At 57.8% G+C, this 25,698-nt stretch carries 20 protein-coding genes, 3 pseudogenes and 1 riboswitch; of the genes and pseudogenes, 8 read left to right on the top strand and 15 right to left on the bottom strand.

The window, feature by feature from the left end; genetic code table 11:
* Positions 1-23 precede the first annotated feature (23 nt).
* The 14 genes and pseudogenes from HA48_RS22935 to ilvI form a co-directional block, all read right to left on the bottom strand.
* Positions 24-530 carry a glycosyltransferase gene (locus HA48_RS22935; protein WP_425270661.1) on the bottom strand — a complete coding sequence of 169 codons (507 nt, stop codon included), beginning with the start codon at positions 528-530 and terminating at the stop codon, positions 24-26.
* A pseudogene (locus HA48_RS22930) lies at positions 497-1,056 on the bottom strand (glycosyltransferase). The gene HA48_RS22935 and the pseudogene HA48_RS22930 overlap by 34 nt, the downstream one beginning before the upstream one ends.
* A gap of 20 nt (positions 1,057-1,076) precedes the next feature.
* Positions 1,077-2,291, bottom strand: coding sequence for a cell division protein FtsW (gene ftsW / locus HA48_RS07945; protein ID WP_128600536.1), 1,215 nt, complete (start codon positions 2,289-2,291; stop codon positions 1,077-1,079).
* Entirely contained in the window at positions 2,291-3,607 is a 1,317-nt protein-coding gene (murD, locus tag HA48_RS07940; RefSeq protein WP_128600535.1) for a UDP-N-acetylmuramoyl-L-alanine--D-glutamate ligase, read from the bottom strand. The genes ftsW and murD overlap by 1 nt, the downstream gene beginning before the upstream one ends.
* Before the next feature lie 2 nt (positions 3,608-3,609).
* Positions 3,610-4,692, bottom strand: coding sequence for a phospho-N-acetylmuramoyl-pentapeptide-transferase (gene mraY / locus HA48_RS07935; protein ID WP_128600534.1), 1,083 nt, complete (start codon positions 4,690-4,692; stop codon positions 3,610-3,612).
* On the bottom strand, positions 4,686-6,047 hold the full coding sequence (murF, locus tag HA48_RS07930; RefSeq protein WP_128600533.1) for a UDP-N-acetylmuramoyl-tripeptide--D-alanyl-D-alanine ligase: 1,362 nt from the start codon (positions 6,045-6,047) through the stop codon (positions 4,686-4,688). Before murF ends, mraY begins: the two co-directional genes overlap by 7 nt.
* Positions 6,044-7,531, bottom strand: a complete 1,488-nt coding sequence (gene murE, locus HA48_RS07925; protein WP_128600532.1) for a UDP-N-acetylmuramoyl-L-alanyl-D-glutamate--2,6-diaminopimelate ligase — start codon at positions 7,529-7,531, stop codon at positions 6,044-6,046. The genes murF and murE overlap by 4 nt, the downstream gene beginning before the upstream one ends.
* Positions 7,518-9,284, bottom strand: coding sequence for a peptidoglycan glycosyltransferase FtsI (locus HA48_RS07920; RefSeq protein ID WP_128600531.1), 1,767 nt, complete (start codon positions 9,282-9,284; stop codon positions 7,518-7,520). Before HA48_RS07920 ends, murE begins: the two co-directional genes overlap by 14 nt.
* Positions 9,285-9,300: 16 nt before the next feature.
* Positions 9,301-9,621: a cell division protein FtsL gene (ftsL, locus tag HA48_RS07915; protein ID WP_128600530.1), complete on the bottom strand. Its 321-nt coding sequence runs from the start codon at positions 9,619-9,621 to the stop codon at positions 9,301-9,303.
* Positions 9,618-10,558, bottom strand: a pseudogene (gene rsmH, locus HA48_RS07910) (16S rRNA (cytosine(1402)-N(4))-methyltransferase RsmH). The gene ftsL and the pseudogene rsmH overlap by 4 nt, the downstream one beginning before the upstream one ends.
* A gap of 2 nt (positions 10,559-10,560) precedes the next feature.
* Positions 10,561-11,019, bottom strand: coding sequence for a division/cell wall cluster transcriptional repressor MraZ (gene mraZ, locus HA48_RS07905; RefSeq protein WP_128600529.1), 459 nt, complete (start codon positions 11,017-11,019; stop codon positions 10,561-10,563).
* Positions 11,020-11,512: 493 nt separating this feature from the next.
* Positions 11,513-12,523, bottom strand: coding sequence for a catabolite repressor/activator (gene cra, locus HA48_RS07900; RefSeq protein WP_128600528.1), 1,011 nt, complete (start codon positions 12,521-12,523; stop codon positions 11,513-11,515).
* A 197-nt stretch (positions 12,524-12,720) separates the two neighbouring features.
* Entirely contained in the window at positions 12,721-13,212 is a 492-nt protein-coding gene (ilvN, locus tag HA48_RS07895) for an acetolactate synthase small subunit (protein ID WP_128600527.1), read from the bottom strand.
* 2 nt (positions 13,213-13,214) lie between these two features.
* A complete protein-coding gene (gene ilvI / locus HA48_RS07890; protein WP_128600526.1) occupies positions 13,215-14,939 on the bottom strand; it encodes an acetolactate synthase 3 large subunit in 1,725 nt (574 codons plus the stop codon).
* A 732-nt stretch (positions 14,940-15,671) separates the two neighbouring features.
* Here ilvI and leuL point away from each other — a divergent pair.
* The 5 genes from leuL (at position 15,672) to leuD (ending at position 20,524) form a co-directional block, all read left to right on the top strand.
* Entirely contained in the window at positions 15,672-15,755 is an 84-nt protein-coding gene (leuL, locus tag HA48_RS22925) for a leu operon leader peptide (RefSeq protein WP_128600575.1), read from the top strand.
* A 92-nt stretch (positions 15,756-15,847) separates the two neighbouring features.
* Positions 15,848-17,410: a 2-isopropylmalate synthase gene (gene leuA, locus HA48_RS07880; protein WP_128600525.1), complete on the top strand. Its 1,563-nt coding sequence runs from the start codon at positions 15,848-15,850 to the stop codon at positions 17,408-17,410.
* 2 nt (positions 17,411-17,412) lie between these two features.
* Positions 17,413-18,504 carry a 3-isopropylmalate dehydrogenase gene (leuB, locus tag HA48_RS07875; protein WP_128600524.1) on the top strand — a complete coding sequence of 364 codons (1,092 nt, stop codon included), beginning with the start codon at positions 17,413-17,415 and terminating at the stop codon, positions 18,502-18,504.
* 4 nt (positions 18,505-18,508) lie between these two features.
* Complete coding sequence (gene leuC, locus HA48_RS07870) at positions 18,509-19,915, top strand: 3-isopropylmalate dehydratase large subunit (RefSeq protein WP_128600523.1); 1,407 nt, start codon at positions 18,509-18,511, stop codon at positions 19,913-19,915.
* 3 nt (positions 19,916-19,918) lie between these two features.
* Entirely contained in the window at positions 19,919-20,524 is a 606-nt protein-coding gene (gene leuD / locus HA48_RS07865) for a 3-isopropylmalate dehydratase small subunit (RefSeq protein ID WP_128600522.1), read from the top strand.
* 55 nt (positions 20,525-20,579) lie between these two features.
* On the opposite strand, the gene HA48_RS07860 is transcribed toward leuD, so the two are convergent.
* Positions 20,580-21,764 (bottom strand): sugar efflux transporter, encoded by a 1,185-nt coding sequence (locus tag HA48_RS07860; protein WP_128600521.1) that lies wholly within the window; start codon positions 21,762-21,764, stop codon positions 20,580-20,582.
* A gap of 253 nt (positions 21,765-22,017) precedes the next feature.
* Here HA48_RS07860 and sgrR point away from each other — a divergent pair, with 253 nt between their 5' ends.
* From sgrR to thiP, 3 genes and pseudogenes are all read left to right on the top strand, one after another.
* Positions 22,018-23,679: an HTH-type transcriptional regulator SgrR gene (sgrR, locus tag HA48_RS07855; RefSeq protein WP_128600520.1), complete on the top strand. Its 1,662-nt coding sequence runs from the start codon at positions 22,018-22,020 to the stop codon at positions 23,677-23,679.
* Positions 23,680-23,714: 35 nt separating this feature from the next.
* Positions 23,715-23,808: riboswitch (TPP riboswitch) on the top strand.
* Between the two features lie 46 nt (positions 23,809-23,854).
* A pseudogene (thiB, locus tag HA48_RS07850) lies at positions 23,855-24,840 on the top strand (thiamine ABC transporter substrate binding subunit).
* Positions 24,816-25,698: thiamine/thiamine pyrophosphate ABC transporter permease (gene thiP / locus HA48_RS07845; RefSeq protein WP_208613116.1), on the top strand; the 883-nt coding region annotated here is incomplete at its 3' end. The pseudogene thiB and the gene thiP, both read left to right, overlap by 25 nt.

Below are 25,698 nucleotides of genomic sequence, written 5' to 3'. Positions count from 1 at the left end.
GCCAGCCAAACTGACCGGTTAACTTATTTTGCGACCCGAGCCACTTCCCGCGCCACACGTTCGGTGGCATCAGGAATCGCCACCTGACGGGCTTTCTCTGCCATCGTCAGCAGTGTGGTGCGATCCCAGTGACGCAGCGTCTCTGCTACTGCAGACGCAATAAACTGCGGCTGCTCGAAAATTCTGGCGGCGCCCGCTTGCTCCAGCGGCAACGCATTCCAGTACTGCTGGCGATCTTTGTGCTGGAACGGCACAAAAATCGCAGGTAAGCCTGCAGCGGCTACTTCACTCACCGTGAGGGCGCCCGAACGGCATACCACCACATCGGCCCAGGCGTAAGCGGCTGCCATATCATCAATAAACTCGGTGACGTTATGCTGCGGCTGCCCGGCCTCGCGGTAAGCCTGCTGCACAATCGCCTGGCCCCCTTTACCGGTCTGGTGCCACAGCGTAATGGCGTCGCCCAGCTCAGCCGCTACCTGCGGCATGGTCTGGTTCAGAATGCGTGCGCCCTGACTGCCGCCAACCACCAGTACACGGACCGGTCCGGTGCGACCGCTGAGACGCTCAGCCGGCAGCGGCAGCGCCAGTACATCGGTGCGAACCGGGTTGCCACCACATCAGCGGTGGGAAACGCCCCCGGAAACGCCTGCATCACTTTGGTGGCAATCTTAGCCAGCCACTTGTTGGTCAGCCCGGCGATACCGTTCTGTTCATGCAGTACACCGGGATGCCGCAGCTCCACGCCGCCAGTCCACCGGGGCCCGACACGTAGCCGCCCATTCCCAGCACCACATCCGGCTGCCACTGCTTCATAATGCGACGCGCCTGGCGCCAGGCAGTGAAAATCCGTACCGGTGCCTGCAACAGCGCCTTAACGCCTTTACCGCGTAAGCCGCTGATGCGAATAAACTCGATCTCAATGCCGTGCTTCGGCACCAAATCGGCTTCCATACGGTCGGCAGTCCCCAGCCAGCGCACCTGCCAGCCCTGCTCGATCAGATGATGCGCCACCGCCAGGCCGGGGAAAACGTGTCCGCCCGTTCCGCCTGCCATGACCATCAGCCGTTTGCCACTCATCGTACACCTCGGGTAAACGCCTGCGCCTTCGCCAGGCGCGTTTCATAATCTATGCGCAATAAAAAGACGATGGCGGTCGACATGATGATCAGACTCGAGCCACCGTAACTGATCAGCGGCAGCGTCAGACCTTTGGTCGGCAGCATACCCGCTGCCGCACCGACGTTAACCAGCGCCTGGAAGCTAAACCACACGCCAATTGAACATGCGAGGAAGCCCGAAAAACGTTGATCGATCTCCAGAGCACGGCGACCGATCGACATCGCGCGAAAAGCGACGAAGAATACCATTAACAGCGCTAAAACCACACCGACATAACCCAACTCTTCACCGATGATCGAGAAGATAAAGTCGGTATGGGCTTCCGGCAGATACTCCAGTTTTTGTACTGAGTTGCCCAGGCCCTGCCCCCAGAACTCGCCGCGGCCAAACGCCATCAGCGATTGCGTCAGCTGATAGCCGCTGCCGAACGGATCTTCCCACGGGTTCCAGAAGGAGGTGACGCGGCGCATACGATACGGTTCAGCGATGATCAGCAGCACCACGGCAAAAATGCCGGAGCCGATAATCGCCAGGAACTGCCACAGCTTGGCGCCGGCGAGGAACAGCATCGCCAGCGTGGTTACGAACAGCACCACCACCGTACCCAGGTCGGGCTGGGCCAGCAGCAGCACGGCAAGAATCACCATCACGCCCATCGGCTTACAGAAGCCCCAGAAGTTGTTACGCACCTCTTCGACCTTGCGCACCAGATAGCTGGCGAGATAGCAGAACAGCGAAAGCTTCGAGAGTTCGGCGGGCTGAATACGGAGTGGGCCCAGCGCAATCCAGCGCGATGCCCCGTTCACCGAGCTGCCCACTACCAGTACGATCAGCAGCATCAGCACGGATGCCACCAGCATCGCATTACTGTAGCGCTGCCAGAAATCCATCGGCACACGCAGCGTGACCAGCGCCATGCCCAGCGCCAGCACGATATAGAACGCATCACGCTTGGCGAAGTAGAAGGGATCTTCGTTGAGACGCTGGCCCACCGGCATCGACGCTGACGTCACCATCACAAAACCAATGATCGCCAGACCAAATGTGAGCCACAGTAGCGTGCGGTCATACAGCACCACCGGCGCATCATCACTGTCGCGCGCGCCCATAACCCAATCGCGCAGACGCAGCGAGAGGAAACTGGCGATACCGGCACCGGGAATACGCATCAGCCTAACTCCTTCGCCAGTTGCGCGAATTGATCGCCGCGCTGCTCAAAATTACGGAACTGGTCAAGGCTGGCGCAGGCCGGCGATAACAGTACCATATCGCCCGCTTTCACCTGCGGCGCTATCTGCGCCATGGCCTGTTGCAGGGTCTCCGTGCGCGTGGCTATCGATGGGCGCAGACTGGCCAGCGCATCACCATCGCGACCAAAGCAGAACAGACGCAGATTGTCGCCCTGAAGATAGTGCGCCAGCGCGCTGAAATCGGCGCCTTTACCATCGCCACCCAGCAGCAGCCACAGGGTACCCTGCACCTGCAGGCCATTGAGCGCGGCTTCAGTGCTGCCCACGTTGGTGGCTTTGGAGTCATTAATCCAGCGTATCCCTTTCGCTTCATGCACCAGTTGGAAACGGTGCGGCAGGCCGCCGTAAGTGGTCAGTGCTTTCAGACTGGAAGCGCGGGGGATATTTACCGCATCGGCCAGCGCCAGCGCCGCCAGCGCGTTGGTGTAGTTGTGCTGGCCCACCAGCTTCATCTCACGGGTATCCAGCACTTTCTCGCCTTTTACCCGCAGCCAGGTGCTGCCCTGCTGCTGATTGAGATGGTAATCACCCACATCAATCCCGAAGCTGACGCAGCGTGCATCCACGCCGCGCACCGGCATCGTCATGCCATCGTCTGCGTTAACGACACAGACGCTGGCATTTTCATAAATACGTAACTTGGCCGCGCGATACTGCTGCATACCCAACGGATAGCGATCCATGTGATCTTCAGTAACGTTGAGGATGGTGGCCGCCGCCGCTTTCAGGCTCCAGGTGGTTTCCAGCTGGAAGCTGGAGAGCTCAAGAACATAGAGCTGGGCGGGCGCTTTCAGCAGCGTCAGAGCCGGTAAGCCGATATTGCCACCGACGCCTACCTGCCAGCCTGCGGCGCGTGCCATTTCGCCTACCAGCGTTGTGACGGTGCTTTTGCCGTTAGAGCCGGTTATCGCCACAATCGGGGCCTGCGCTTCACGGCAGAACAGTTCGATATCACCGATGATTTCAATGCCTGCATCGGCGGCTTCACTCAGCGCCGGGTGCGCCAGGGCAATACCCGGACTGGCGATAATCAGGTCCGCTGCCAGTAACCAGTCACTGTTGATGCTGCCCACATGGCACTCAACCTGCCCGGGCAGTTTATCCCGCCCCGGCGGTGACACACGGGTATCCATCACGCGAGGCGTGACGCCCTGCGCGAGGAAGAAATCAACACAGGAGAGGCCGGTAATGCCTAATCCAATGATGACGACCTTTCTGCCCCGATAGTCTGCCATGATTAACGTACCTTCAGCGTTGCCAGGCCAATCAGCACCAGCATCAGCGAGATAATCCAGAAGCGCACGATCACGCGCGGCTCCGGCCAGCCTTTCAGTTCATAGTGATGGTGTATAGGTGCCATACGGAAAATACGCTGACCGCGCAGTTTGAATGACCCTACCTGCAAAATTACCGACAGCGTCTCCACCACAAACACGCCGCCCATGATCACCAGCAAAAATTCCTGACGCAGCAGCACTGCCAGCGTACCGAGCGCGCCGCCCAGCGCCAGCGAACCGACATCGCCCATAAAGACCTGTGCCGGATAGGTGTTGAACCACAGGAATCCGAGGCCAGCCCCGACAATCGCGGTGCAGACAATCACCAGCTCACCGGCGTGGCGCAGATACGGAATATGCAGATACTCCGCGAACTTAACGTTACCGGTCGCCCAGGCCACCAGCGCAAAGCCGGCGGCAACAAATACCGTCGGCATAATCGCCAGACCATCAAGACCATCGGTCAGGTTCACGGCATTGCCAGTGCCAACGATCACGAAGTACGCCAGCACCACGTAGAACAGGCCAAGCTGCGGCATAACATCTTTGAAGAATGGCACCACCAGCTGCGTAGCCGGCGTATCTTTCCCGGCGATAAACAGTGCAAAGGCGACGCCCAGCGAGATCACCGACATCCAGAAGTACTTCCAGCGGGCAATCAGGCCTTTCGTGTCTTTACGCACCACTTTGCGGTAGTCATCGACAAAGCCAATGATGCCAAAACCGATCAGCACGGCCAGAACGCACCAGACATACGGGTTGGACGGATAGGCCCACATCAGCACCGACACGGTAATCGAGGTCAGAATCATGATGCCGCCCATGGTTGGCGTGCCGCGCTTACTGAAGTGCGACTCCGGGCCATCGTTGCGGACAACCTGGCCAATTTGCAGCTTTTGCAGCCACGCAATCAGGCGTGGCCCCATCCATAACGAGATGAAAAGAGCGGTCAGCAGGCTGACAATGGCGCGGAACGTCAAATAGGAAAAGACGTTAAAGCCGGAATAAAATGCGACCAAATGTTCGGCCAGCCAGACTAGCATGTTCCTTTCTCCTGTAAGCTCTGTACTACCTGCTCCATGGCGGCACTACGTGAACCTTTAATCAAAATAGTGATGTCCTGATGCTGGGACAGCAGCGTACGTAAACGTTCAGTCAGCGCTGCTTTAGTGGCGAAATGTTCGCCTTTACCGCTGCTTTCACTAATAAAATGGCTGAGGTTACCGGTGCTCAGTACGCAATCAATGCCGGCAGCTTTTGCCGCTTCGCCCACCTGGCGGTGGCAGGACGCCGCTTCCTCGCCCAGCTCGCCCATATCACCCACCACCATCACGCGGAAGCCCGGCATATCGCCCAGCACCTGCGCGGCGGCCGTCATTGAGCCGACGTTAGCGTTGTAGCTGTCATCCAGTAGCAGTTGGCTGGCCGCCAGACGAATCGGGAAGAGACGACCGGGAACCGGCTGCAGGGTTTTAAGGCCCTGTTGAATCGCAGTGAGCGGCGCATCCACAGAGAGCGCCAACGCTGCGGCGGCAAGCGCGTTCGCGATGTTGTGACGCCCCGGCAGCGGCAGCTCGACGGCGATGTCACCGCGAGGCGTATGTAAGGTAAACAGCGTGGCATCGGCGCGCAGCACAACGTCACTGGCGCGGAACTCCGCATCAGCCATCGGCTGCGGCGAGAAGCGCCACAGGGTTTTATCAGCAAACTGCGGCTGCCAGTTGGCAAGATCGTTGCTGTCTGCATTGACGATCGCCGTACCGTGTACCGGCAATCCGCCAAAGATCTCCCCTTTGGCTTTCGCCACACCCGCCAGCGAACCGAACCCTTCCAGATGCGCAGCGGCCAGGTTATTGACCAGCGCCGTTTCCGGCCGCACCAGGTTAGTGGTATAGGCAATTTCACCCTGATGATTCGCGCCCATCTCAATCACAGCGTAATCGTGCTGCGCGGTCAGGCGCAGTAGCGTCATCGGCACGCCGTAATCGTTGTTCAGGTTACCGGCGGTATAGAGCGTTTCACCGCACTGGCGCAAAATCGCGGCGGTCATCTCCTTCACGGAGGTTTTACCCGATGAGCCTGTCAGGCCTACCACGCGGGCTTTCGCCTGCTGGCGCACCCAGGCAGCAAGCTGACCAAAGGCGATGCGCGTATCGGCTACCCTCACCTGCGGCACATCAACTGCTAAGCGCTTGCTCACTAACAGCGCCTGCGCGCCACGGGCGATCGCATCGCTGGCAAAATCGTGCGCGTCAAAGCGCTCACCAACCAGCGCCACAAACAGGCTGCCGTGAGTAACGTTGCGCGTATCGGTGGTGACCTCGGCAATCGTCAAATTGTCACCCAGCAGCTCACCGCCGCTGATGTCGGCCAGGGTTTGCAGAGTAATCGGGATCATGCCATCACCCCCAGTAAGCGGGCGACGGTAGCGCGGTCGGAGTAATCAAGGCGGCGGTTGCCGATAATCTGGTAATCTTCGTGGCCTTTACCGGCAACCAGCACGATATCGTCAGCTTTTGCCTGCATTACCGCGTGGGTAACGGCCTGCGCGCGGCCAGCAACCACGCGGGCGCGGCCCGGATCGAGCAGACCGGTCAGAATGTCATTCACTATGGCGGCGGGCTCTTCGCTGCGCGGGTTATCGTCAGTAATCACAACGATGTCAGCGAACTGCTCGGCGATCGCCCCCATCAGCGGACGTTTGCCTTTGTCACGATCGCCACCGCAGCCAAACACGCACCATAGCTGGCCTTTGCAGTGCAGGCGCGCCGCCTCCAGCGCTTTTTCCAGCGCGTCTGGCGTGTGGGCATAATCGACCACCACCGTCGGCTTGTCCGGCGCGCTGAACACCTCCATGCGGCCGCAGACCGGCTGCAGCTGGCCTGCCGTGGCAACCAGCGCCTCCAGCGGATAATCCAGCGTCAGCAGCGTGGCCAGCGCCAGTAGCAGATTGTTGACGTTAAAAGCGCCCATCAGGCGGCTATCAAACTCGCCTTCGCCCCAGCTGGAGCTGAAGCGCACCTGCGCGCCACCATCGTGGTAATTGACCGCCGTCGCTTTCAACCAGCGCCCGTGGCAACCGGGCTGCAGGTTATTCTCCAGCGTGACCGCGACCGCATCCGGTAATCTCTCCAGCCAGCGCCGCCCCACTTCATCGTCGGCGTTAATAATGGCTTCACCCACCTGATGCTCAGAGAACAGCAGCCATTTGGCCGATTCGTAGCTCTGCATATCACCATGGTAATCAAGGTGATCGCGGCTCAGATTGGTAAACACGGCGGCAGAAAAGGGTAGCGCCGCCACACGGTGCTGCACCAGCCCGTGCGAAGAGACCTCCATGGCCGCCAGCGTAGCGCCCTGATCGACCAGATCGTTCAGAACATGCTGTACATCCACTGCCGAACCGGTGGTGTTCTCTGTCGGCACCAGCTGCCCGTATAGGCCATTGCCCACCGTGCCCATCACCGCGCTGGTTTCACCCAGCAGGCTGGCCCACTGCGCAATCAGCTGCGTTGTGGTGGTTTTGCCGTTGGTGCCGGTAACACCAATCAGTTTCAGTTTTTCAGCAGGCTGCTGGTAAAAGCGCCCGGCCAGTGCAGAGAGACGCTGCTGCAACTGCGCCAGATAGATAACCGGCACACCGTGCATTTCACGGATATCCCCATCGCTGGCTTCGCCTTCGGCTTCGGCAATAACGGCCGCAACACCCTGCGCGATAGCCTGCGGAATAAAACGACGTCCATCAGCATGATGGCCCGCCACGGCGATAAACAGATCGCCAGCAGCCGCAGCGCGGCTATCCAGTGTCATGTCACGGAGTGGACGCGCCGGCGCGCCAGGCACCCAGGGGGCCAGTAAGTCGCGCAGGTTACGATCTGTCACTTGATTCCTCACTTCTGTTCTTCACCAACTCGTCTTTATCAACGGTGGGTAGCGCATCCGGTTCGATATTCATGGTGCGCAGCACACCGCCCATAATGGCGCCAAATACCGGTGCAGAGACCGCACCGCCATAATATTTACCGGCCTGGGGATCGTTGATGACCACCACCAGAGCAAAACGAGGGCGGCTGGCAGGCGCAACGCCTGCGGTATAAGCAATGTATTTATTGACGTAGCGTCCATCAGGCCCGACTTTTTTCGCGGTACCGGTTTTGATGGCAATACGATAGCCCTTGATGGCGGCTTTCACTCCACCACCGCCGGGCAGCGCAACACTCTCCATCATGTGCATCACCGTTTTCACCACGTCTTCCGGGAAAACGCGTTCGCCCGCGACCGGTGGGTCAACTTTGGTGATTGACAGTGGGCGGTTGATGCCGTAGCTGCCAATGGTTGCGTAGACTCGCGCTAACTGTAACGGCGTTACCATTAGCCCGTAGCCGAAAGAGAAGGTGGCCCTCTCTATGTCAGACCACCGTTGTTTTTGAGGGTATAAGCCACTACTTTCCCCGACCAGCCCCAAATTGGTCGGTTTTCCCAAGCCAAAGCGCGCGTAAGTCTCTACCAGCGCTGAGGAGGGCATCGCTAACGCCAAACGTGAAACCCCGACGTTACTCGACTTCTGCAGAACCCCGGTCAGGGTCAATTCGTTATAGCGCGCCACGTCTTTGATCTCATGACCATTAACGCGATACGGCACGGTATTCAGTACGCTGTTCTCTTTGACCACGCCACGCTGCAGCGCGGTCATTACCACCATCGGCTTAACGGTGGAGCCCGGCTCGAAGATGTCAGTAATCGCGCGGTTACGCATAACATCTTTCGGCGTGTTGCTGAGATTATTCGGGTTATAAGCCGGGCTGTTCGCCATCGCCAGCACTTCACCGGTATTAACATCCACCAGCACCGCCGTGCCCGATTCCGCTTTGTTAAACGCCACCGCATTGTTCAGCTCGCGATACACCAGCGCCTGCAGGCGCTCATCAATGCTGAGGGTGAGGTTATGCGCGGCACGGCTATCGACAGAGGAGATATCCTCGATTACGCGTCCGAAGCGATCTTTACGCACCGTACGTTCACCCGGCTCACCGGTCAGCCACTTATCGAAACTCTTTTCGATACCTTCAATGCCCTGACCATCAATGTTGGTAAAGCCAATCAGATGCGCGGTGACCTGACCGGCCGGATAGTAGCGGCGCGACTCCTGGCGCAGATAGATACCCGGCAACTTGAGTTTTTTCACGTACTCGCCAATGGCCGGGTTGACCTGGCGCGCCAGATAGATGAACCGCCCTTTCGGGTTGGCATTGACGCGTGCAGCCAACTGGTCGAGCGGGATCGACAGCGCATCGGACAGCGCTTTCCAGCGGCTATCCACGGTTACGCCGCCGTGCTCAGTCAGCTCTTTGGGATCGGCCCAGATGGCATTTACCGGCACGCTTACGGCCAGCGGGCGGCCTGCGCGGTCGCTGATCATGCCGCGCGCGGTGGGCACCTCCTGCACGCGCAGCGAGCGCAGATCGCCCTCTTTAACCAGCTTGTCGGGGCTGATGACCTGTAGCCAGGCCACGCGGGAGAGTAGCCCGCCCAGCGCCAGTAAAATACAGCCGCACAGCAACGCAAAACGCCAGCTTACAAAGCTGGCCTTATCTTCCTGTTTTCGTAACTTCAGCGTTTTGCCTGCGCCGCTCATTGAGGTCTGCGATTCCTTATTTCTGCACCACAATATTTTCCTGTGAAGGATCAACGTGCTGCAGTTGCAGCTTTTCGGTTGCTATCCGTTCTACCCGGCTGTGATCGCCCAGGGCGTTCTCTTCCAGAATCAGGTTGCGCCATTCGATATCCAGCGCGTCACGCTCCAGTACCAGCTGCTCACGCTGCGCCGTCAGCAGACGCGTCTTGTGCGTGGTAGTGACAACCAGTACGGATGAGACCAGCACCGCAATCAGCAGCAGCACAGGGATCTTGCCAAAGCGCAACAGGTCGCCGCCGATAACACCGGGCAGGCTGTGACGCTCATTGCCAATCATGACGCGGTCCTTTCAGCAATACGTAACACCGAACTGCGCGCGCGTGGATTTTCACGCACTTCGCTTCGCCCGGGATCAGCTTGCCAAGCGTTTTCAGTTCACGTCCGCCCAGCGCTTTCAGCTGGCTTTCCGTCATCGGAATGCCAGCCGGTACCTGAGGGCCGCGACTCTGATCGCGCATAAAGCGTTTAACCAGACGATCTTCCAGCGAGTGGAAACTGATGACCGACAATCTGCCGCCAGGCGCCAGCACCGCCGTTGCGCCTTTGAGTGCGGTGTCGATCTCCTCCAGCTCGCTGTTGATCCAGATGCGAATCGCCTGGAAGGTCCGCGTCGCCGGGTGTTTGAATTTGTCCTTCACCGGCATAGCCGCAGAGATGACTGCGGCTAACTCTTTGGTGCGCGTCATCGGCTGTTCACGATTGCGCTCAACAATGGCGCGCGCGATGCGTTTACCGAAGCGCTCTTCACCGTAGGTTTTGATGACAAACGCGATATCCGCCTCTTCCGCGCTCATCAGCCACTCGGCAGCCGATTGTCCGCGTGAAGGATCCATGCGCATATCAAGCGGTCCATCCCGCATGAAGGAGAAGCCTCGCTCTGCATCATCCAGCTGAGGTGAAGAGACGCCGAGATCCAGCAGCACGCCGTCAATCCGGCCGGTGAGGCCCCGCGCTTCAACGTACTCCGCCAGCGCTGAAAACGGCCCGTGCACAATGGAAAAACGTGGGTCGTCAATCTCTGCTGCCGCGGCAATAGCTTGCGGATCGCGATCAATCGCCAGAAGCTGTCCTTTGGGGCCCAGCTGCGAAAGAATCAGACGTGAGTGACCGCCGCGCCCAAAAGTGCCGTCGATATAAATGCCGTCTTCCCTGATATTGAGGCCGTTAACCGCCTCATCCAGCAGCACCGTGGTGTGTTTAAAATTATCCTGCATAGCTATAGCGACAAGTCCTGCAACCGCTCAGATAAAGGCTCCTGAGCCGACTGTTCTGCGTCAATATCGTCCTTAACTTGTTGATACCAGGTCTGTTCATCCCACAGCTCAAACTTATTGAACTGTCCAACCAGCATCACTTCTTTACTCAGGCTCGCGTGCTGACGTAGCGTATTAGCCAGCAGCAGGCGTCCTGCATTATCCATCTGGCACTCACTGGCATGACCCAACAGCAGCCGCTGTACGCGGCGCTCATTCGGATTCATGCTGGATAATCGGGCCAGCTTTTTCTCAATGATTTCCCATTCGGGCAGGGTATAAAGCAGCAGGCAGGGCTGATGGAGGTCTATGGTGCATACCATTTGACCCTGAGACTCCGCGAGCAGTAATTCACGATAGCGCGTTGGTACCGCCAGCCGTCCCTTACTGTCGAGATTGACTAACGTTGCCCCACGGAACATGCCAGTCCTACCCCTCAGTTACCCGTTTTCACCACTTTATCCCACTTTTTACCACGAAACGAGTTTACGGAGCCGATGAAATCCTTGTCAAGCCGCAACGGTAAGTGAATATCACTCTTTACACCGTTGAAAATTTGGCGGGCAATGAATTAAGAGGAGTATGCAGAGAAAATTTAAAATTAAACTGATGAATAACAGTATAAAAAAATGGGCTACGTAAATAACGCACAAAAATCAGCCCCGTTTTGCCGCTGCGATTATTCTCCCTCAATATGCGACAGCGGCTGCATTTTAGGGGATTTCTGAAAGGATGTCCGGCACGATGGCGCCGGCTCTGCTATAGGCGACTGCTGAAGATGTAAACAATCGGAAAAAGCGCGGTAAGTTATTTTGTTAGAACAGATGGCGATTATTTACGCTTTTTTACGCCGTGTGGATTGCAGGTTAATAAATGAGGAATTAATAAGCGCGGGCGAACATTCCGCCCGCCTCTTCATTTCGTGCGGCGACTTAACTGTCCGCGACGAAATAAATTACGCCGGATACGGGTTAAGCCCGGTTTTGGTTTCCGTGGTTCATCCAGCGAAGCCAGCACCAGCTCCAGTACGCGCTCGGCCACATCGCGATGGCGCTGCCCTACCGCCAGCACCGGGCACTCGAGAAAGTCCAGTAATTCGTGGTCGCCAAAGGTGGCAATCGCCAGGTCGGTTGGCAGACGTCCGTCGCGCTTCAGCGTGATATCCATGACGCCCTGCAGCAGGCCGAATGAGGTGGTGAACAGCGCCTCCGGCATCGGGTGATCTTCCAGGTACTTTTCGAACAACGTTGCCGCCGCGGCGCGATCGAAACTGTTGCAGTAGATGTAGTCGATAGGGCGTTCGTCGCCCTGCCAGGCATCGCGGAAGCCCATTTCACGCAGGAAACTCACCGAAAGCTCAGGCAGCGCACCGAGAAACAGCACGTTTTTCACCGGTAGCTGACGCAATTCAGCGGCCAGCGCGTGCGCATCATCCTGATCGGCCCCCACCACGCTGGTGAAGTGCTCACGATCCAGCGCGCGATCCAGCGCAATAATGGGCAGCGGATCGTTAATCCAGCGCTGATAGAAAGGGTGCTCCGGCGGTAGCGAGGTTGAAACGATAATCGCATCCACCTGACGCTGCAGCAGATGTTCAATGCAGCGCATCTCATTGTCCGGTTGGTCCTCTGAGCAGGCGATCAGCAGCTGATAGCCCCGCTGACGCGCCTGGCGCTCCAGATAGTTCGCAATGCGCGTATAACTGGTGTTTTCCAGATCGGGAATGACCAGCCCAATCGAGCGCGTACGCCCTGCGCGCAAACCTGCGGCAACGGCGTTCGGGTGATAATTATGCTCACGCACCACCGCCATGACTTTCTCGACGGTTTTCTCGCTGACACGATACTGCCGCGCTTTGCCATTAATTACGTAGCTGGCCGTGGTGCGCGACACGCCCGCCAGGCGCGCAATTTCATCCAGTTTCACGATGACACCTTCGTTCTGATAAGCCCGGGGCGGCAAAAATGCCCGCAGAGTAGCTATGGGTAAAACATTTGTAACATCTAACCGCAGAACACTACGCTGAGCAACCGCTTTTCATCAGCAAACGTCACAAGCGCATGAAATAAAAAAACCCGGCATTACGCCGGGTTAGCTAAAAAAGTGATGGTAACTTCAGGCAATTACCGCATCACGCGATCGCCGCGTGAAACGCCAACGATACCCGAGCGCGCCACTTCTACAATCTCCGCGACTTCACGCACGGTATTAAGGAAGGCGTCAAGTTTATCGCTGGTGCCGGCAAGCTGAACCGTGTACAGCGTTGGCGTGACATCGATAATCTGCCCGCGGAAGATCTCTGCGCTGCGTTTTACCTCTTCACGACCGTAGCCGCTGGCCTGGATTTTCACCAGCATGATTTCGCGTTCAACATACGCGCCCTGCCCCAGCTCGGTAACCCGTAATACATCCACCAGCTTGTGCAGCTGTTTTTCAATCTGCTCCAGCACCTTCTCGTCGCCAACGGTCTGGATCGTCATGCGCGAAAGCGTAGGATCGTCAGTGGGCGCCACGGTCAGGCTCTCAATGTTATAGCCGCGCTGTGAGAACAGCCCGACAACGCGGGACAATGCGCCGGATTCGTTTTCCAGCAGAACCGATAAAATACGACGCATAATTAAGTCCTCTCCGTTTTGCTCAACCACATCTCATCCATCGCGCCACCCCGAATTTGCATCGGGTAGACGTGTTCGCTGCCATCCACGGTAGCGTCCACAAACACCAGGCGCCCTTTCGCCAGCGTATCCAGCGCCAGCTGCAGCTTCTCTTCCAGCTCCGCCGGATGCTGGATAGCAATACCAACGTGGCCGTACGCTTCCGCCAGGCGCACGAAGTCCGGCAGCGATTCCATATACGATTGTGAGTGGCGGCCAGAGTAGATCATGTCCTGCCACTGCTTCACCATGCCAAGGAAGCGGTTGTTGAGGTTCAGTACCAACACCGGCAGATCGTACTGCAGCGCGGTAGAGAGCTCCTGAATGTTCATCTGGATACTGCCATCGCCGGTCACGCAGATTACGGTTTCATCCGGCAGCGCCATCTTCACCCCCAGCGCGGCAGGCAGGCCAAAGCCCATGGTCCCCAGACCACCGGAGTTGATCCAGCGACGTGGTTTGTCGAACGGGTAGTAAAGCGCAGCGAACATCTGGTGCTGGCCTACGTCCGAGGTCACGTAAGCCTCACCTTTGGTCAGGCGTGCAATGGTTTCAATTACCGCCTGCGGTTTGATCTTGTCGCTGGTGCGATCGAACTCCAGGCATTTACGGCTGCGCCAGCCATCGATGGTTTGCCACCAGTCGCGCAAGCTATCGAGCTCCTGTTTCGCCTCGCTGTGCGCCAGCAGCTCCAGCATCTGTACCAGCGTCTGCTTCGCATCACCGACAATTGGAATATCGGCACTGACGGTTTTCGAGATCGAGGTTGGATCGACATCAATATGCATGATGGTCGCGTTCGGGCAGTACTTCGCCAGATTATTAGTAGTACGATCGTCGAAGCGCACGCCAATGCCGAAGATCAGGTCGGCATTGTGCATCGTCATATTGGCTTCGTAAGTGCCGTGCATCCCCAGCATACCTACGCACTGGCGGTGCGTGCCAGGAAACGCGCCGAGCCCCATCAATGATGTGGTAACCGGGATATTGAGTTTTTCCGCCAGCTGCAGCAGTTCGGCTTCGCAGCCCGAGGTGATCGCGCCGCCACCGGCGTAGATAACCGGTTTGTGAGCAGCCAGCAGCGTCTGCAGCGCGCGTTTAATCTGACCTTTATGTCCCTGAATGGTCGGATTATAAGAGCGCATGCTGACGGTTTCCGGCCAGACGTACGGCAGCTTGTTGGCAGGATTGAGGATGTCTTTAGGCAGATCGATGACCACCGGGCCAGGGCGGCCGCTCGCCGCCAGCCAGAACGCTTTTTTCAGTACGGTGGGAATCTCCTCCGTGCTTTTCACCAGAAAGCTGTGTTTTACCACCGGGCGGGAGATTCCCACCATATCGCACTCCTGGAACGCATCGTAGCCAATCAGCGATGACGGCACCTGGCCCGAGAGAATGACCAGCGGAATCGAATCCATATAGGCTGTAGCAATACCGGTAATGGCATTGGTGGCACCGGGGCCGGAGGTCACCAGCACCACGCCGACTTCGCCGGTGGCGCGCGCCAGGCCATCCGCCATGTGCACCGCGCCCTGCTCGTGACGAACCAGAACGTGGTCAATACCACCGACCGTTTGCAGCGCATCATAAATATCGAGCACTGCTCCGCCCGGATAACCGAATACCTGCTTTACGCCCTGATCGATCAACGAACGGACGACCATTTCGGCTCCTGACAACATCTCCATTTTCTGCCTCCAGGCTCAAGCAACAGACGCCGCGGCCAGCGCTATCCAGCACGCCACTGCGCTTCTGTCCCTTATTCGCCAATTAAGATCAAAATCTTATGTTTATGCTCAGAAGACGTCATTCATTGCCGCCTTCCAGGTACAGGGAAACTACCTGCGTGGATTTTTTGAGAGTAGGCCGATTACCATAACCGCAGAAATCCCGGCCTGCAAACGTCAGAGCGCCGCACCGGGCTTAATACGGCAGAAAAGGCACTGACACGTGATTATTGCTCGCGAGGATTAAACTAATACCATGGCATAAGCACAGAGGAAAATGCTGGTTTAAAGATTATTTACAGCGTGTTGTAAGAAATATCATTTTCATATTGCTGAACCGCTCAGCCCACAATGTTTTGGCTGCATCACTTTCTGGCGTGATTAACTGCTATTTAGTGCCCTCACATCACATTCTGCTAAGCAATAAGCCTGTTCTTGTTTATCAACTCGTGCACTGACAGTTAAATATTCATTTAAAATCAAATAGTTAAAATTATTAAGCGCTATTTAAACGTTTTTTTAAGCGCGGACAGACCTTTTTTCGACGTTAATAGATGGCAATGCTCTGTTTCCATAAAAAATCCCAGCACATCGCCCTTAATCCTTCGGCAAAATACCCCTTGCATCAGGGTTGACATCGCCTGGCGAATCCAGTACCAATATGTACAGCACTCAATTTACGAGGTTTGATTCATGTTCCGTACTTCTCGCCTACTCGGTCTACTACTTAACGCATCCAGTTTGCGCGGTAGACTCGTGGGCGGAATCAACAACTGATTCGAACCTGCTGAAAGTTAAAAACCCGCGCCACTGCGCGGGTTTTTTTATGCTCGTTGCACCGGCGAAGTAAATGTAAAAAGGAAGAGACCATGAGCCAGCAAGTTATTATTTTCGATACCACTCTGCGCGACGGTGAACAGGCTTTACAGGCCAGCCTGAGTGTTAAAGAAAAACTGCAGATCGCCCTGGCGCTGGAACGTATGGGCGTGGATGTTATGGAGGTGGGTTTCCCGGTCTCCTCGCCTGGTGACTTTGAATCCGTACAAACCATTGCGCGCACCATTAAAAACAGCCGCGTCTGTGGTCTGGCCCGCTGCGTTGAGAAGGATATTGATGCCGCTTACGAATCGCTGCGCGTTGCCGAAGCCTTCCGTATCCATACCTTTATTGCCACTTCGCCGATGCATATTGCGACCAAACTGCGCAGTACGTTGCCCGAGGTAATTGAGCGTGCGGTGCACATGATCAAACATGCCCGCAACTACACCGATGACGTGGAGTTCTCCTGCGAAGATGGCGGACGTACGCCTATCGACGATCTGTGCCGCATGGTTGAAGCCGCGATTCACGCTGGCGCCACCACCATTAATATCCCGGACACCGTTGGCTACACCCTGCCAGGCGAGTACGCCAACATTATTGGTCAGCTGATCAATCGCGTGCCTAACATCGACAAAGCCATTTTGTCAGTGCATACCCATGATGACCTGGGCATGGCAACCGGCAACGCAATCGCTGCGGTGCTGGCCGGTGCGCGTCAGGTAGAGGGCACGCTGAACGGACTGGGTGAGCGTGCCGGTAACTGTGCGCTGGAAGAGGTGATCATGGCGATCAAAACCCGCCAGCAGATCATGAACGTGCACACCAACATCAATCATCAGGAAATTTACCGTACCAGCCAGATTGTCAGCCAAATCTGCAACATGCCGATCCCGGCTAACAAAGCGGTCGTGGGCTCCAACGCCTTCGCCCACTCATCGGGCATTCATCAGGATGGCGTGCTGAAAAATCGCGAAAACTACGAAATCCTGACGCCGGAGTCGATAGGCCTGCACAAAATCCAGCTCAACCTGACGTCGCGCTCCGGCCGTGCAGCCGTGAAACACCGCATGGAAGAGATGGGCTACAAAGATGCGGACTATAACCTGGATGCGCTGTACGACGCCTTCCTCAAGCTGGCCGATAAGAAAGGTCAGGTCTTCGATTACGATCTGGAAGCGCTGGCCTTCATTAATAAGCAGAACGAAGAGCCGGAGTACTTCCAGCTGAAAGAGTTTAACGTGCAGACCGGCTCCAGCGTTACCGCCACGGCATCTGTGCAGTTGGGCTGTGGTGAAGAGAGCAAAGCCGATGCCGCTACCGGTAACGGCCCGGTGGATGCCGTCTATCAGGCCATTAACCGCATTACCGGCTTTGAAGCCGAGCTGGTGAACTACAAACTCACCGCCAAAGGCCACGGCGAGAACGCGCTGGGCCAGGTGGATATCGTGGTCAACTACAACGGCCGTAAATTCCACGGCGTAGGCCTGGCGACCGATATCGTTGAGTCATCCGCTAAAGCGATGGTCAACGCCCTGAACAACATCTGGCGTGCCAAACAGGTTGAGAAAGAATTGCAGCGTAAATTTAAAGATCAGAAGGAAACGGTGTAACTATGTCTAAGTCATTTCATATCGCGGTCATGCCAGGCGACGGAATCGGTCCGGAAGTGATGGCGCAAGCCATGAAAGTCCTCAATGCGATCCGTACGCGTTTCGACATGCGTATCACCACCAGCGAATATGATGTTGGTGGCATCGCCATCGATCGTCACGGTGAGCCGTTACCGCCCGCCACCGTCAATGGTGCAGAGCAGGCCGACGCCATTCTGTTCGGCTCCGTGGGCGGCCCGAAGTGGGAGCATCTGCCACCGGCCAGCCAGCCAGAGCGCGGTGCGCTGCTGCCGCTGCGTAAGCACTTCAAACTGTTTAGCAATCTGCGCCCGGCTGCGCTGTATAAAGGTCTGGAAGCGTTCTGTCCGCTGCGTAGCGATATCGCCGCACGCGGTTTCGATATCCTCTGCGTGCGTGAGCTGACCGGCGGCATCTATTTTGGTCAGCCCAAAGGTCGTGAAGGCAGCGGTCCGCATGAGCGTGCTTTCGACACTGAGGTTTATCACCGCTTTGAGATTGAACGTATTGCCCGTAACGCTTTCGAGGCTGCGCGCAAACGTCGTAACAAAGTGACGTCGATTGATAAAGCGAACGTGCTGGCCACCTCCGTGATGTGGCGCGAGATCGTGAATGAAGTGGCAAAAGATTACCCGGATGTGCAGCTGAGCCACATGTACATTGATAACGCCACCATGCAGCTGATTAAAGATCCGTCGCAGTTCGATGTGCTGCTCTGCTCTAACCTGTTTGGCGACATCCTGTCGGATGAGTGCGCCATGATCACCGGCTCAATGGGTATGCTGCCGTCTGCCAGCCTGAATGAAGAGGGCTTTGGCCTGTTTGAACCGGCTGGCGGCTCTGCCCCGGATATCGCGGGCCAGAACATCGCTAACCCGATTGCGCAAATTCTCTCGCTGTCCATGCTGCTGCGTTTCAGCCTGAACGCTGCTGCTGCAGCCGATAGCATTGAGCACGCGGTCAGCCGCGCGCTGGAGGCGGGCCATCGCACCCGTGATTTGGCCGGTAACGGCCCTGCCGTGAGCACCGATGAAATGGGCAGCATTATTGCCGGCTTCATCGCCGAGGAAAAATAACAAAATGAAAAGCTTATACCAGAAGTTATTTGATGCACATGTCGTTCACGAAGCGCCTGATGAGACACCGTTACTCTATATCGATCGCCATCTGATCCATGAAGTGACCTCGCCGCAAGCCTTTGATGGCCTGCGTGCGCACGGCCGCAAAGTGCGCCAGCCGTCAAAAACCTTCGCCACCATGGACCATAACGTCTCGACGCAGACCAAAGACATCAACGCATCAGGCGAGATGGCGCGCATTCAGATGCAGGAGCTGATGAAGAACTGCGCCGAGTTTGGCATTCAGCTGTATGACCTGAATCACCCGTTCCAGGGCATCGTTCACGTGATCGGCCCCGAGCAAGGCATGACGCTGCCAGGCATGACCATCGTATGTGGTGACTCGCACACCGCGACGCATGGCGCATTCGGTTCGCTGGCGTTCGGTATCGGTACGTCTGAAGTAGAACACGTGTTTGCCACGCAGACCCTGAAGCAGGGCCGTGCTAAAACCATGAAGATTGAAGTGCTGGGCGAAGCTGCGCCGGGCATTACCGCCAAAGATATCGTGCTGGCCATTATTGGAAAAACCGGCAGCGCGGGCGGTACCGGCCACGTTGTTGAGTTCTGCGGTCCGGCCATCCAGGCGCTGAGCATGGAAGGCCGTATGACGCTGTGTAACATGGCTATCGAGATGGGTGCAAAAGCCGGTCTGGTTGCGCCGGATGACACCACATTCGCCTATCTGAAAGACAAGCAGTTCGCACCGAAGGGCGAGCAGTGGGAGCAGGCTGTGAACTACTGGCGCACGCTGAAATCTGATAGCGATGCAAAATTCGATACCGTGGTCACCCTGAACGCCGCCGACATCGCGCCGCAGGTGACCTGGGGCACTAACCCGGGCCAGGTAATGGCCGTGGATCAGGCGATCCCCAATCCACAGTCGTTTGCCGATCCGGTCGAGCGCGCGTCAGCGGAGAAAGCGCTGGCCTATATGGATTTGCAGCCGGGTATCAAACTCACGGATGTGGCGATCGATAAAGTGTTTATCGGCTCCTGCACCAACTCACGTATCGAAGATCTGCGCGCGGCTGCGGCAATTGCGAAGGGCCGTAAAGTGGCTCCGGGCGTGGTCGCCATGGTCGTCCCCGGTTCCGGCCCGGTGAAAGCCCAGGCGGAAGCCGAGGGTCTGGATAAAATCTTCCTGGAGGCCGGTTTTGAGTGGCGCCTGCCGGGCTGCTCGATGTGCCTGGCGATGAACAACGATCGCCTGAATCCCGGCGAGCGCTGCGCCTCAACCAGTAACCGTAATTTTGAAGGCCGTCAGGGCCGCGGCGGGCGCACGCACCTGGTGAGCCCGGCGATGGCCGCCGCTGCCGCGGTGACCGGACGTTTTGCCGACATTCGTGAATTGACTCAGGGAGCATAAGCCATGGCGAACAAATTTACCCAGCACACCGGGATCGTGGCGCCGCTGGATGCCGCTAACGTCGATACCGATGCCATTATTCCAAAGCAGTTTTTGCAGAAAGTCACGCGCACGGGCTTTGGTGCACATCTGTTCCACGACTGGCGTTTTGATGACGATGCCGGCACCCAACCGACCGCCAGCTTTGTACTGAACAAGCCGGAATTCAAAGGCACCAGCATCCTGCTGGCGCGGGAAAACTTTGGCTGCGGCTCCTCGCGTGAGCACGCCCCCTGGGCACTGACCGATTTCGGTTTCCATGTCGTGATCGCGCCAAGCTTCGCTGACATCTTCTACGGCAACAGCTTCAATAATCAGCTGCTGCCGGTGAAGCTGAGTGAAGAGCAGGTTGAGGAGATGTTCCAGCTGGTGGCGGCTCAGCCAGGTATCCGTTTTACCGTGGACCTGGAAGCGCAGACGGTCACGGCGGGCGACAAGGTTTATAGCTTCGCGATCGACAGCTTCCGTCGTCACTGCATGATCAATGGCCTCGACAGCATCGGACTGACGCTGCAGCACGAAGCATCAATCGCGGACTATGAAGCCAGCCAGCCGGCGTTTTTGCGTTAAGGTTTCCGGGCAGCCCATTGCGCCGCTACACGCTGATCTGTAGCGGCGCACTGTTTTACGTACGCACGTCCCGCACCCGCGCGGCCAGCAGCAGCGCCACAATTGCCATGACCAGTGCCAGCCAGTACACCGCTTCATGACCGAACCGCTCACTCAGCGTTCCCTGAATCAAACCGGCAATAATCAGCCCGGTAGAGATTGATGTCGTAAACATGGTGGTCGCCGCCCCGGCACGTCCTGGCATCAGATCCTGAAACCACAACATCCCAATACCGGCGATAATGCCGATAAACGCCGCGTTAAACAGCTGCAGCGCCATCAGTGCGGTGCGCGACGTGAACAACACCATGCCGAGATAAAACAGAATGCCCGCTACCAGCGCCAGCAGCATCATCGGGCGCTTGCCGTAGCGCCTGGCATAGTGCCCGGCCAGCAGCATGATCGGGATCTCCAGCCCGGCGGCGGTGCCCATCAGCAGCCCGGCCAGCTTCTCGGGCAGACCAAGCGTTGCGCTGATATAGAGTGGCATATCAATGATATACATGGTATTGCACGCCCACATGACAACCGAAGCGATAAACAGCAGCCGCACCTGGCTGTCTCTCCACGGGCTGAGCTGCGTCAGCACCTGCTCCGGCGTCGCCACCACGCGCGGCACCGAGGGCAGCGTGCGCCAGATCAGCACCATGCTGAGCAGAAAGATGGCCGCCGCTACGCTAAATAGCGTGACGAAACCGTAGTTGAGCGCCAGCGCAAACGACAGCGGCGGGCCAATCACCCACGCCAGCGACAGCTGCGCCCGCATCACTGAGCTAAACATCACTACTTCGCGCGCGGATTGATCGGCGTACTCACGCGCCAGCGCAAAGATTTGCGGGATCGCCACGCTGGCGATGGCCGACAGCAATACGCCAGCGGTAATTAGCGTCAGATAGTGGCGATTAAAAGCAAATAGCAGCGCATTGAGCACAGCCATCAGGCAGCAGAACAGAATCAGGTTGCGGCGATCGCCCTGCGTATCCGAACGTTTCGCCATCAGCAGGCTGATCGCGATGCCGGCAATGGCGTTGATGGTGAAAAACAGCCCGACCCAGAATGGCCGCACCTGTACTTCACGCGTCAGAAACAGACTCAGCGTTGGCGCCTGTAGCGCACCGGCCACGCCCACCATAAACGACACGGCCATAAACGAGAGATAGATCGGATTCAGGCGGCGCTGCCGCGTTAACAGCGATTTCATGCAGAAATCCCTTTGAGGAGAAAGCAGGACCAAAAAAACAGCGTAGAAGATTTCACAGCAAAACGAAAAAAGCCAGCAGAGATAACCTGCTGGCGGTGAAAGTGCACCCTACTCAGAAAAGGTTCCACCGCAGCGGAACCGCTGGCAGAGCGCCACTCATTGCTGAATGCCTCCCGCTCTTCCATTGCCCGCCAGTATGCCTCTAATATGAGGCAGGAAAAACTGAGCGAAGTTGAGAAGGAGTTCCCCTTTTATGTCCTCTGCCCGCCTGCAGCAGCAATTTATCCGCCTGTGGCAACACTGCCAGGGCCAGGATCAGGAGACCACCCTGAATGAGCTGGCGGCATTGCTGCACTGCTCGCGTCGGCATATGCGCAACCTGCTCAATGCCATGCAACAGGCCGGCTGGCTGATCTGGCAGGCTGAGGCTGGCCGCGGTAAGCGCTCTCTGCTGCGTTTTTGCTACACCGGGCTGGCCCTGCAGCAGCAGCGCGCGGAGGATCTGCTGGAGCAGGATCGCATCGACCAGCTGGTACAGCTGGTGGGCGACAAAAATCAGGTGCGCCAGATGATTGCGGCGCATCTTGGCCGCAGCTTCCGGCAGGGTAAACATATCCTGCGCGTGCTCTACTACCGTCCGTTGCCTAATCTTCTGCCCGGCTCTCCGCTGCGTCGTTCAGAGACCCACCTGGCACGCCAGATATTTAGCGGTCTGACGCGGATAAATGAGGAAAAGGGGGAAATCGAGCCGGATATCGCCCACCACTGGCAGCAAACCTCGCCGCTGCACTGGCGTTTCTTTCTGCGTCCGGCTATTCGCTTTCATCACGGACGCGAGCTGGAGATGGAAGATGTCATCGCCTCGCTGGAGCGGGTGCGCAGCCAGCCGCTGTTCTCCCATATCGACACGCTGCACTCCCCTGCTCCCTGGACGCTGGATATTCACCTCCGCCAGCCGGATGACTGGCTGCCATGGCTGCTGGGCAGCGTCAGCGCCATGATCCTGCCGCGTGAATGGCCGACGCTGCGCCATTTTGCCCGCCAGCCCATCGGCACCGGCCCCTACAGCGTGGTGCGCAATCAGTACAGCCAGCTCAAAATCGCCGCCTTTGATGACTACTTCGGTTATCGCGCACTGATCGATGACGTCTCCATCTGGGTATTGCCGGAGATCAGCGACGAACTGGTCTACGCAGGCGTGAAGCTGGAGGGGGAGACGGCGGACGAGAAATCGGAAGAGAGCCGTCTGGAGGAGGGCTGCTATTTTCTTTTGTTCGATCAACGCTCGGCACGCGGCCGCGACGCTGCGTTTCGCCGCTGGGCCAGCTATCTGCTCAATCCCATCGCCCTGCTGAACCACGCCGGCGTTGGCTATCAACGCTACTGGTTTCCGGCGTATGGCTTACTGCCGCGCTGGCACCATCGCCGCGATCTGACGCCCGCCAGCAAACCTGCCGGCCTGACGCAGCTGACGCTCAGCTGGTACAGCCATCACGTTGAGCATGAGGGCATTGCTAATGCGCTGCGGCCGCTACTGGCGCAGCAGGGCGTGGAGCTGATTACCCGTGAAGTGAGTTATGAAGCGTGGTTCGAGGGCGCGGGCGAGAGCGATATCTGGCTCGGCAGCGTTAACTTCACGCTGCCGCTCGACTATGCGCTGTTCGCCCAGCTCTACGAGCTGCCGCTGATGCAGCACTGCATCCCCATCGACTGGCAGGGCGATGCGACGCGCTGGCGCGAAAAGTCACTGCCGCTGGCGGAGTGGAGCAAACAGCTGGTGAACAGTGATTATCTGCATCCGCTGTTCCACCACTGGCTGCTGCTGGAGGGACAGCGCAGTATGCGTGGCGTGCGCCTCAATACGCTGGGCTGGTTTGACTTTAAATCCGCGTGGTTCGCCCCACCGGAGCTGTGATGCTTTCGCGCTGTCACAGAAATGTCTACTATAGGCCGTTCTCAACGGGGTGCCGGTTAACTGGCTGAGAGAGACCCGTCGAACCTGATCCGGCTGATACCGGCGTAGGGATTTGAGATGCCTGCTGCTCAGATCCTTTGCGATGCAACGTTATCCTCTCCTTAAGGAGCGCAAAGTGTTAAACAAAGTTCTGCCTGTCTTGCTGCTGGTCTCTGCCCCGGTCTTTGCCGCCAAACCTGTGCTAACCGTCTATACCTATGACTCTTTTGCTGCCGACTGGGGCCCGGCCCGGCGGTGAAAAAAGCCTTTGAGGCCGGGTGCGGCTGCGAACTGAACTACGTTGCGCTGGAGGATGGCGTTTCGCTGCTGAACCGCCTGCGCATGGAGGGCAAAAACAGTAAAGCCGACGTGGTGCTGGGCCTGGATAACAATCTGGTTCAGGCTGCAGAGAAGACCGGCCTGTTTGCTGCCAGCAAGGTGGATACCCACAATCTGCAGCTGCCGGATGGCTGGACCAACAGCACCTTCATTCCGTTTGATTACGGCTACTTCGCCTTCGTCTACGATAAAAACAAACTCAAGAATCCGCCCAAAAGCCTGAAAGAGCTGGTCGAAAGCCCGGAGAAGTGGCGCGTGATTTATGAGGATCCGCGCACCAGCACGCCCGGGCTTGGTCTGCTGCTGTGGATGCAAAAAGTGTACGGCGACAACGTCAGTGATGCCTGGCAGAAGCTGGCGCAGAAAACCGTGACCGTCACCAAAGGCTGGAGCGAAGCCTACGGTTTGTTCCTGAAGGGCGAAGGAGATTTGGTGCTGAGTTACACCACGTCTCCGGCGTATCACCTGATTGAAGAGAAAAAAGCGAATTACGCAGCCGCAACGTTTAGCGAAGGCCACTATCTGCAGGTAGAAGTTGCCGCGCAGCTTGCCAGCAGCAAACAGCCGCAGCTGGCGCAGCAGTTCATGCAGTTTATGGTATCGCCCGCCTTCCAGCAGACTATCCCGACCGGCAACTGGATGTATCCGGTGATCAAAAGCACGCTGCCCGCGGGCTATCAGTCACTGAGCGTGCCGGAAAACGCGCTGCAGTTCACCCCGGCAGAGGTAGCCGATCACCGTGCGGCCTGGATCCGCACCTGGCAACAAGCCGTCAGCCGCTGATGCCCGGCTGGCTGATCCCCGGTACCTTTACGGCGCTGCTGCTGTGTGCGGTGGCGCTGCTGGCGTTTGGCGCCCTGGTGCTGGTGGCTCCCGCGACCGACTGGCGCACACTGCTGAGCGACAGTTATCTGCACCATGTGCTGGCGTTCTCATTTGAACAGGCGCTGCTTTCGGTCCTGCTCTCGGTTTTGCCGGCCATTCTGCTGGCGCGTGCGCTCTATCGCCGCCGTTTTCCCGGCCGCAATCTGCTGCTGCGCCTGTGTGCCATGACGCTGGTGCTGCCGGTGCTGGTGGCGGTATTTGGTCTGTTAAGCGTCTATGGCCGCAGCGGCTGGCTGGCGCAGCTGTGCGCAGCGGTCGGCGTTGAGTATCACTTCTCCCCCTACGGCCTGCAGGGCATTCTGCTGGCGCACGTATTCTTTAACCTGCCGCTGGCGACGCGCATGCTGCTACAGGCTCTGGAGAATATCCCGGGGGAGCAGCGCCAGGTGGCGGCGCAGCTTGGTTTGCGCGGCTGGCATCTCTTCCGGCTGCTGGAGTGGCCGTGGCTGCGCCGGCAGATTCTGCCCACCGCCGCCCTGATTTTTATGCTGTGCTTTGCCAGCTTCGCTACCGTGCTGGCGCTGGGCGGCGGTCCGCAGGCCACCACGCTGGAGCTGGCCATCTATCAGGCGCTGAGTTTTGATTACGATCCCGCACGGGCTGCGCTGCTGGCGCTGCTGCAGTTGGCTTGCTGCCTGCTGCTGGTGCTGCTGAGCCAGCACTTCAGCAAAGCCCTGGCAACGGGCAGCCAGAGCCTGCGCGGCTGGCGCGATCCCCAGGATTCGTGGCGCGCGCGCCTCGGCGATACGCTGCTGA

Source organism: Pantoea wallisii, from assembly GCF_002095485.1.
In the GTDB taxonomy this organism is placed as follows: Bacteria; Pseudomonadota; Gammaproteobacteria; order Enterobacterales; family Enterobacteriaceae; genus Pantoea; species Pantoea wallisii.
Note: the sequence above shows the minus strand (reverse complement) of the source record. Positions and strands in the feature narration are given on the sequence as shown.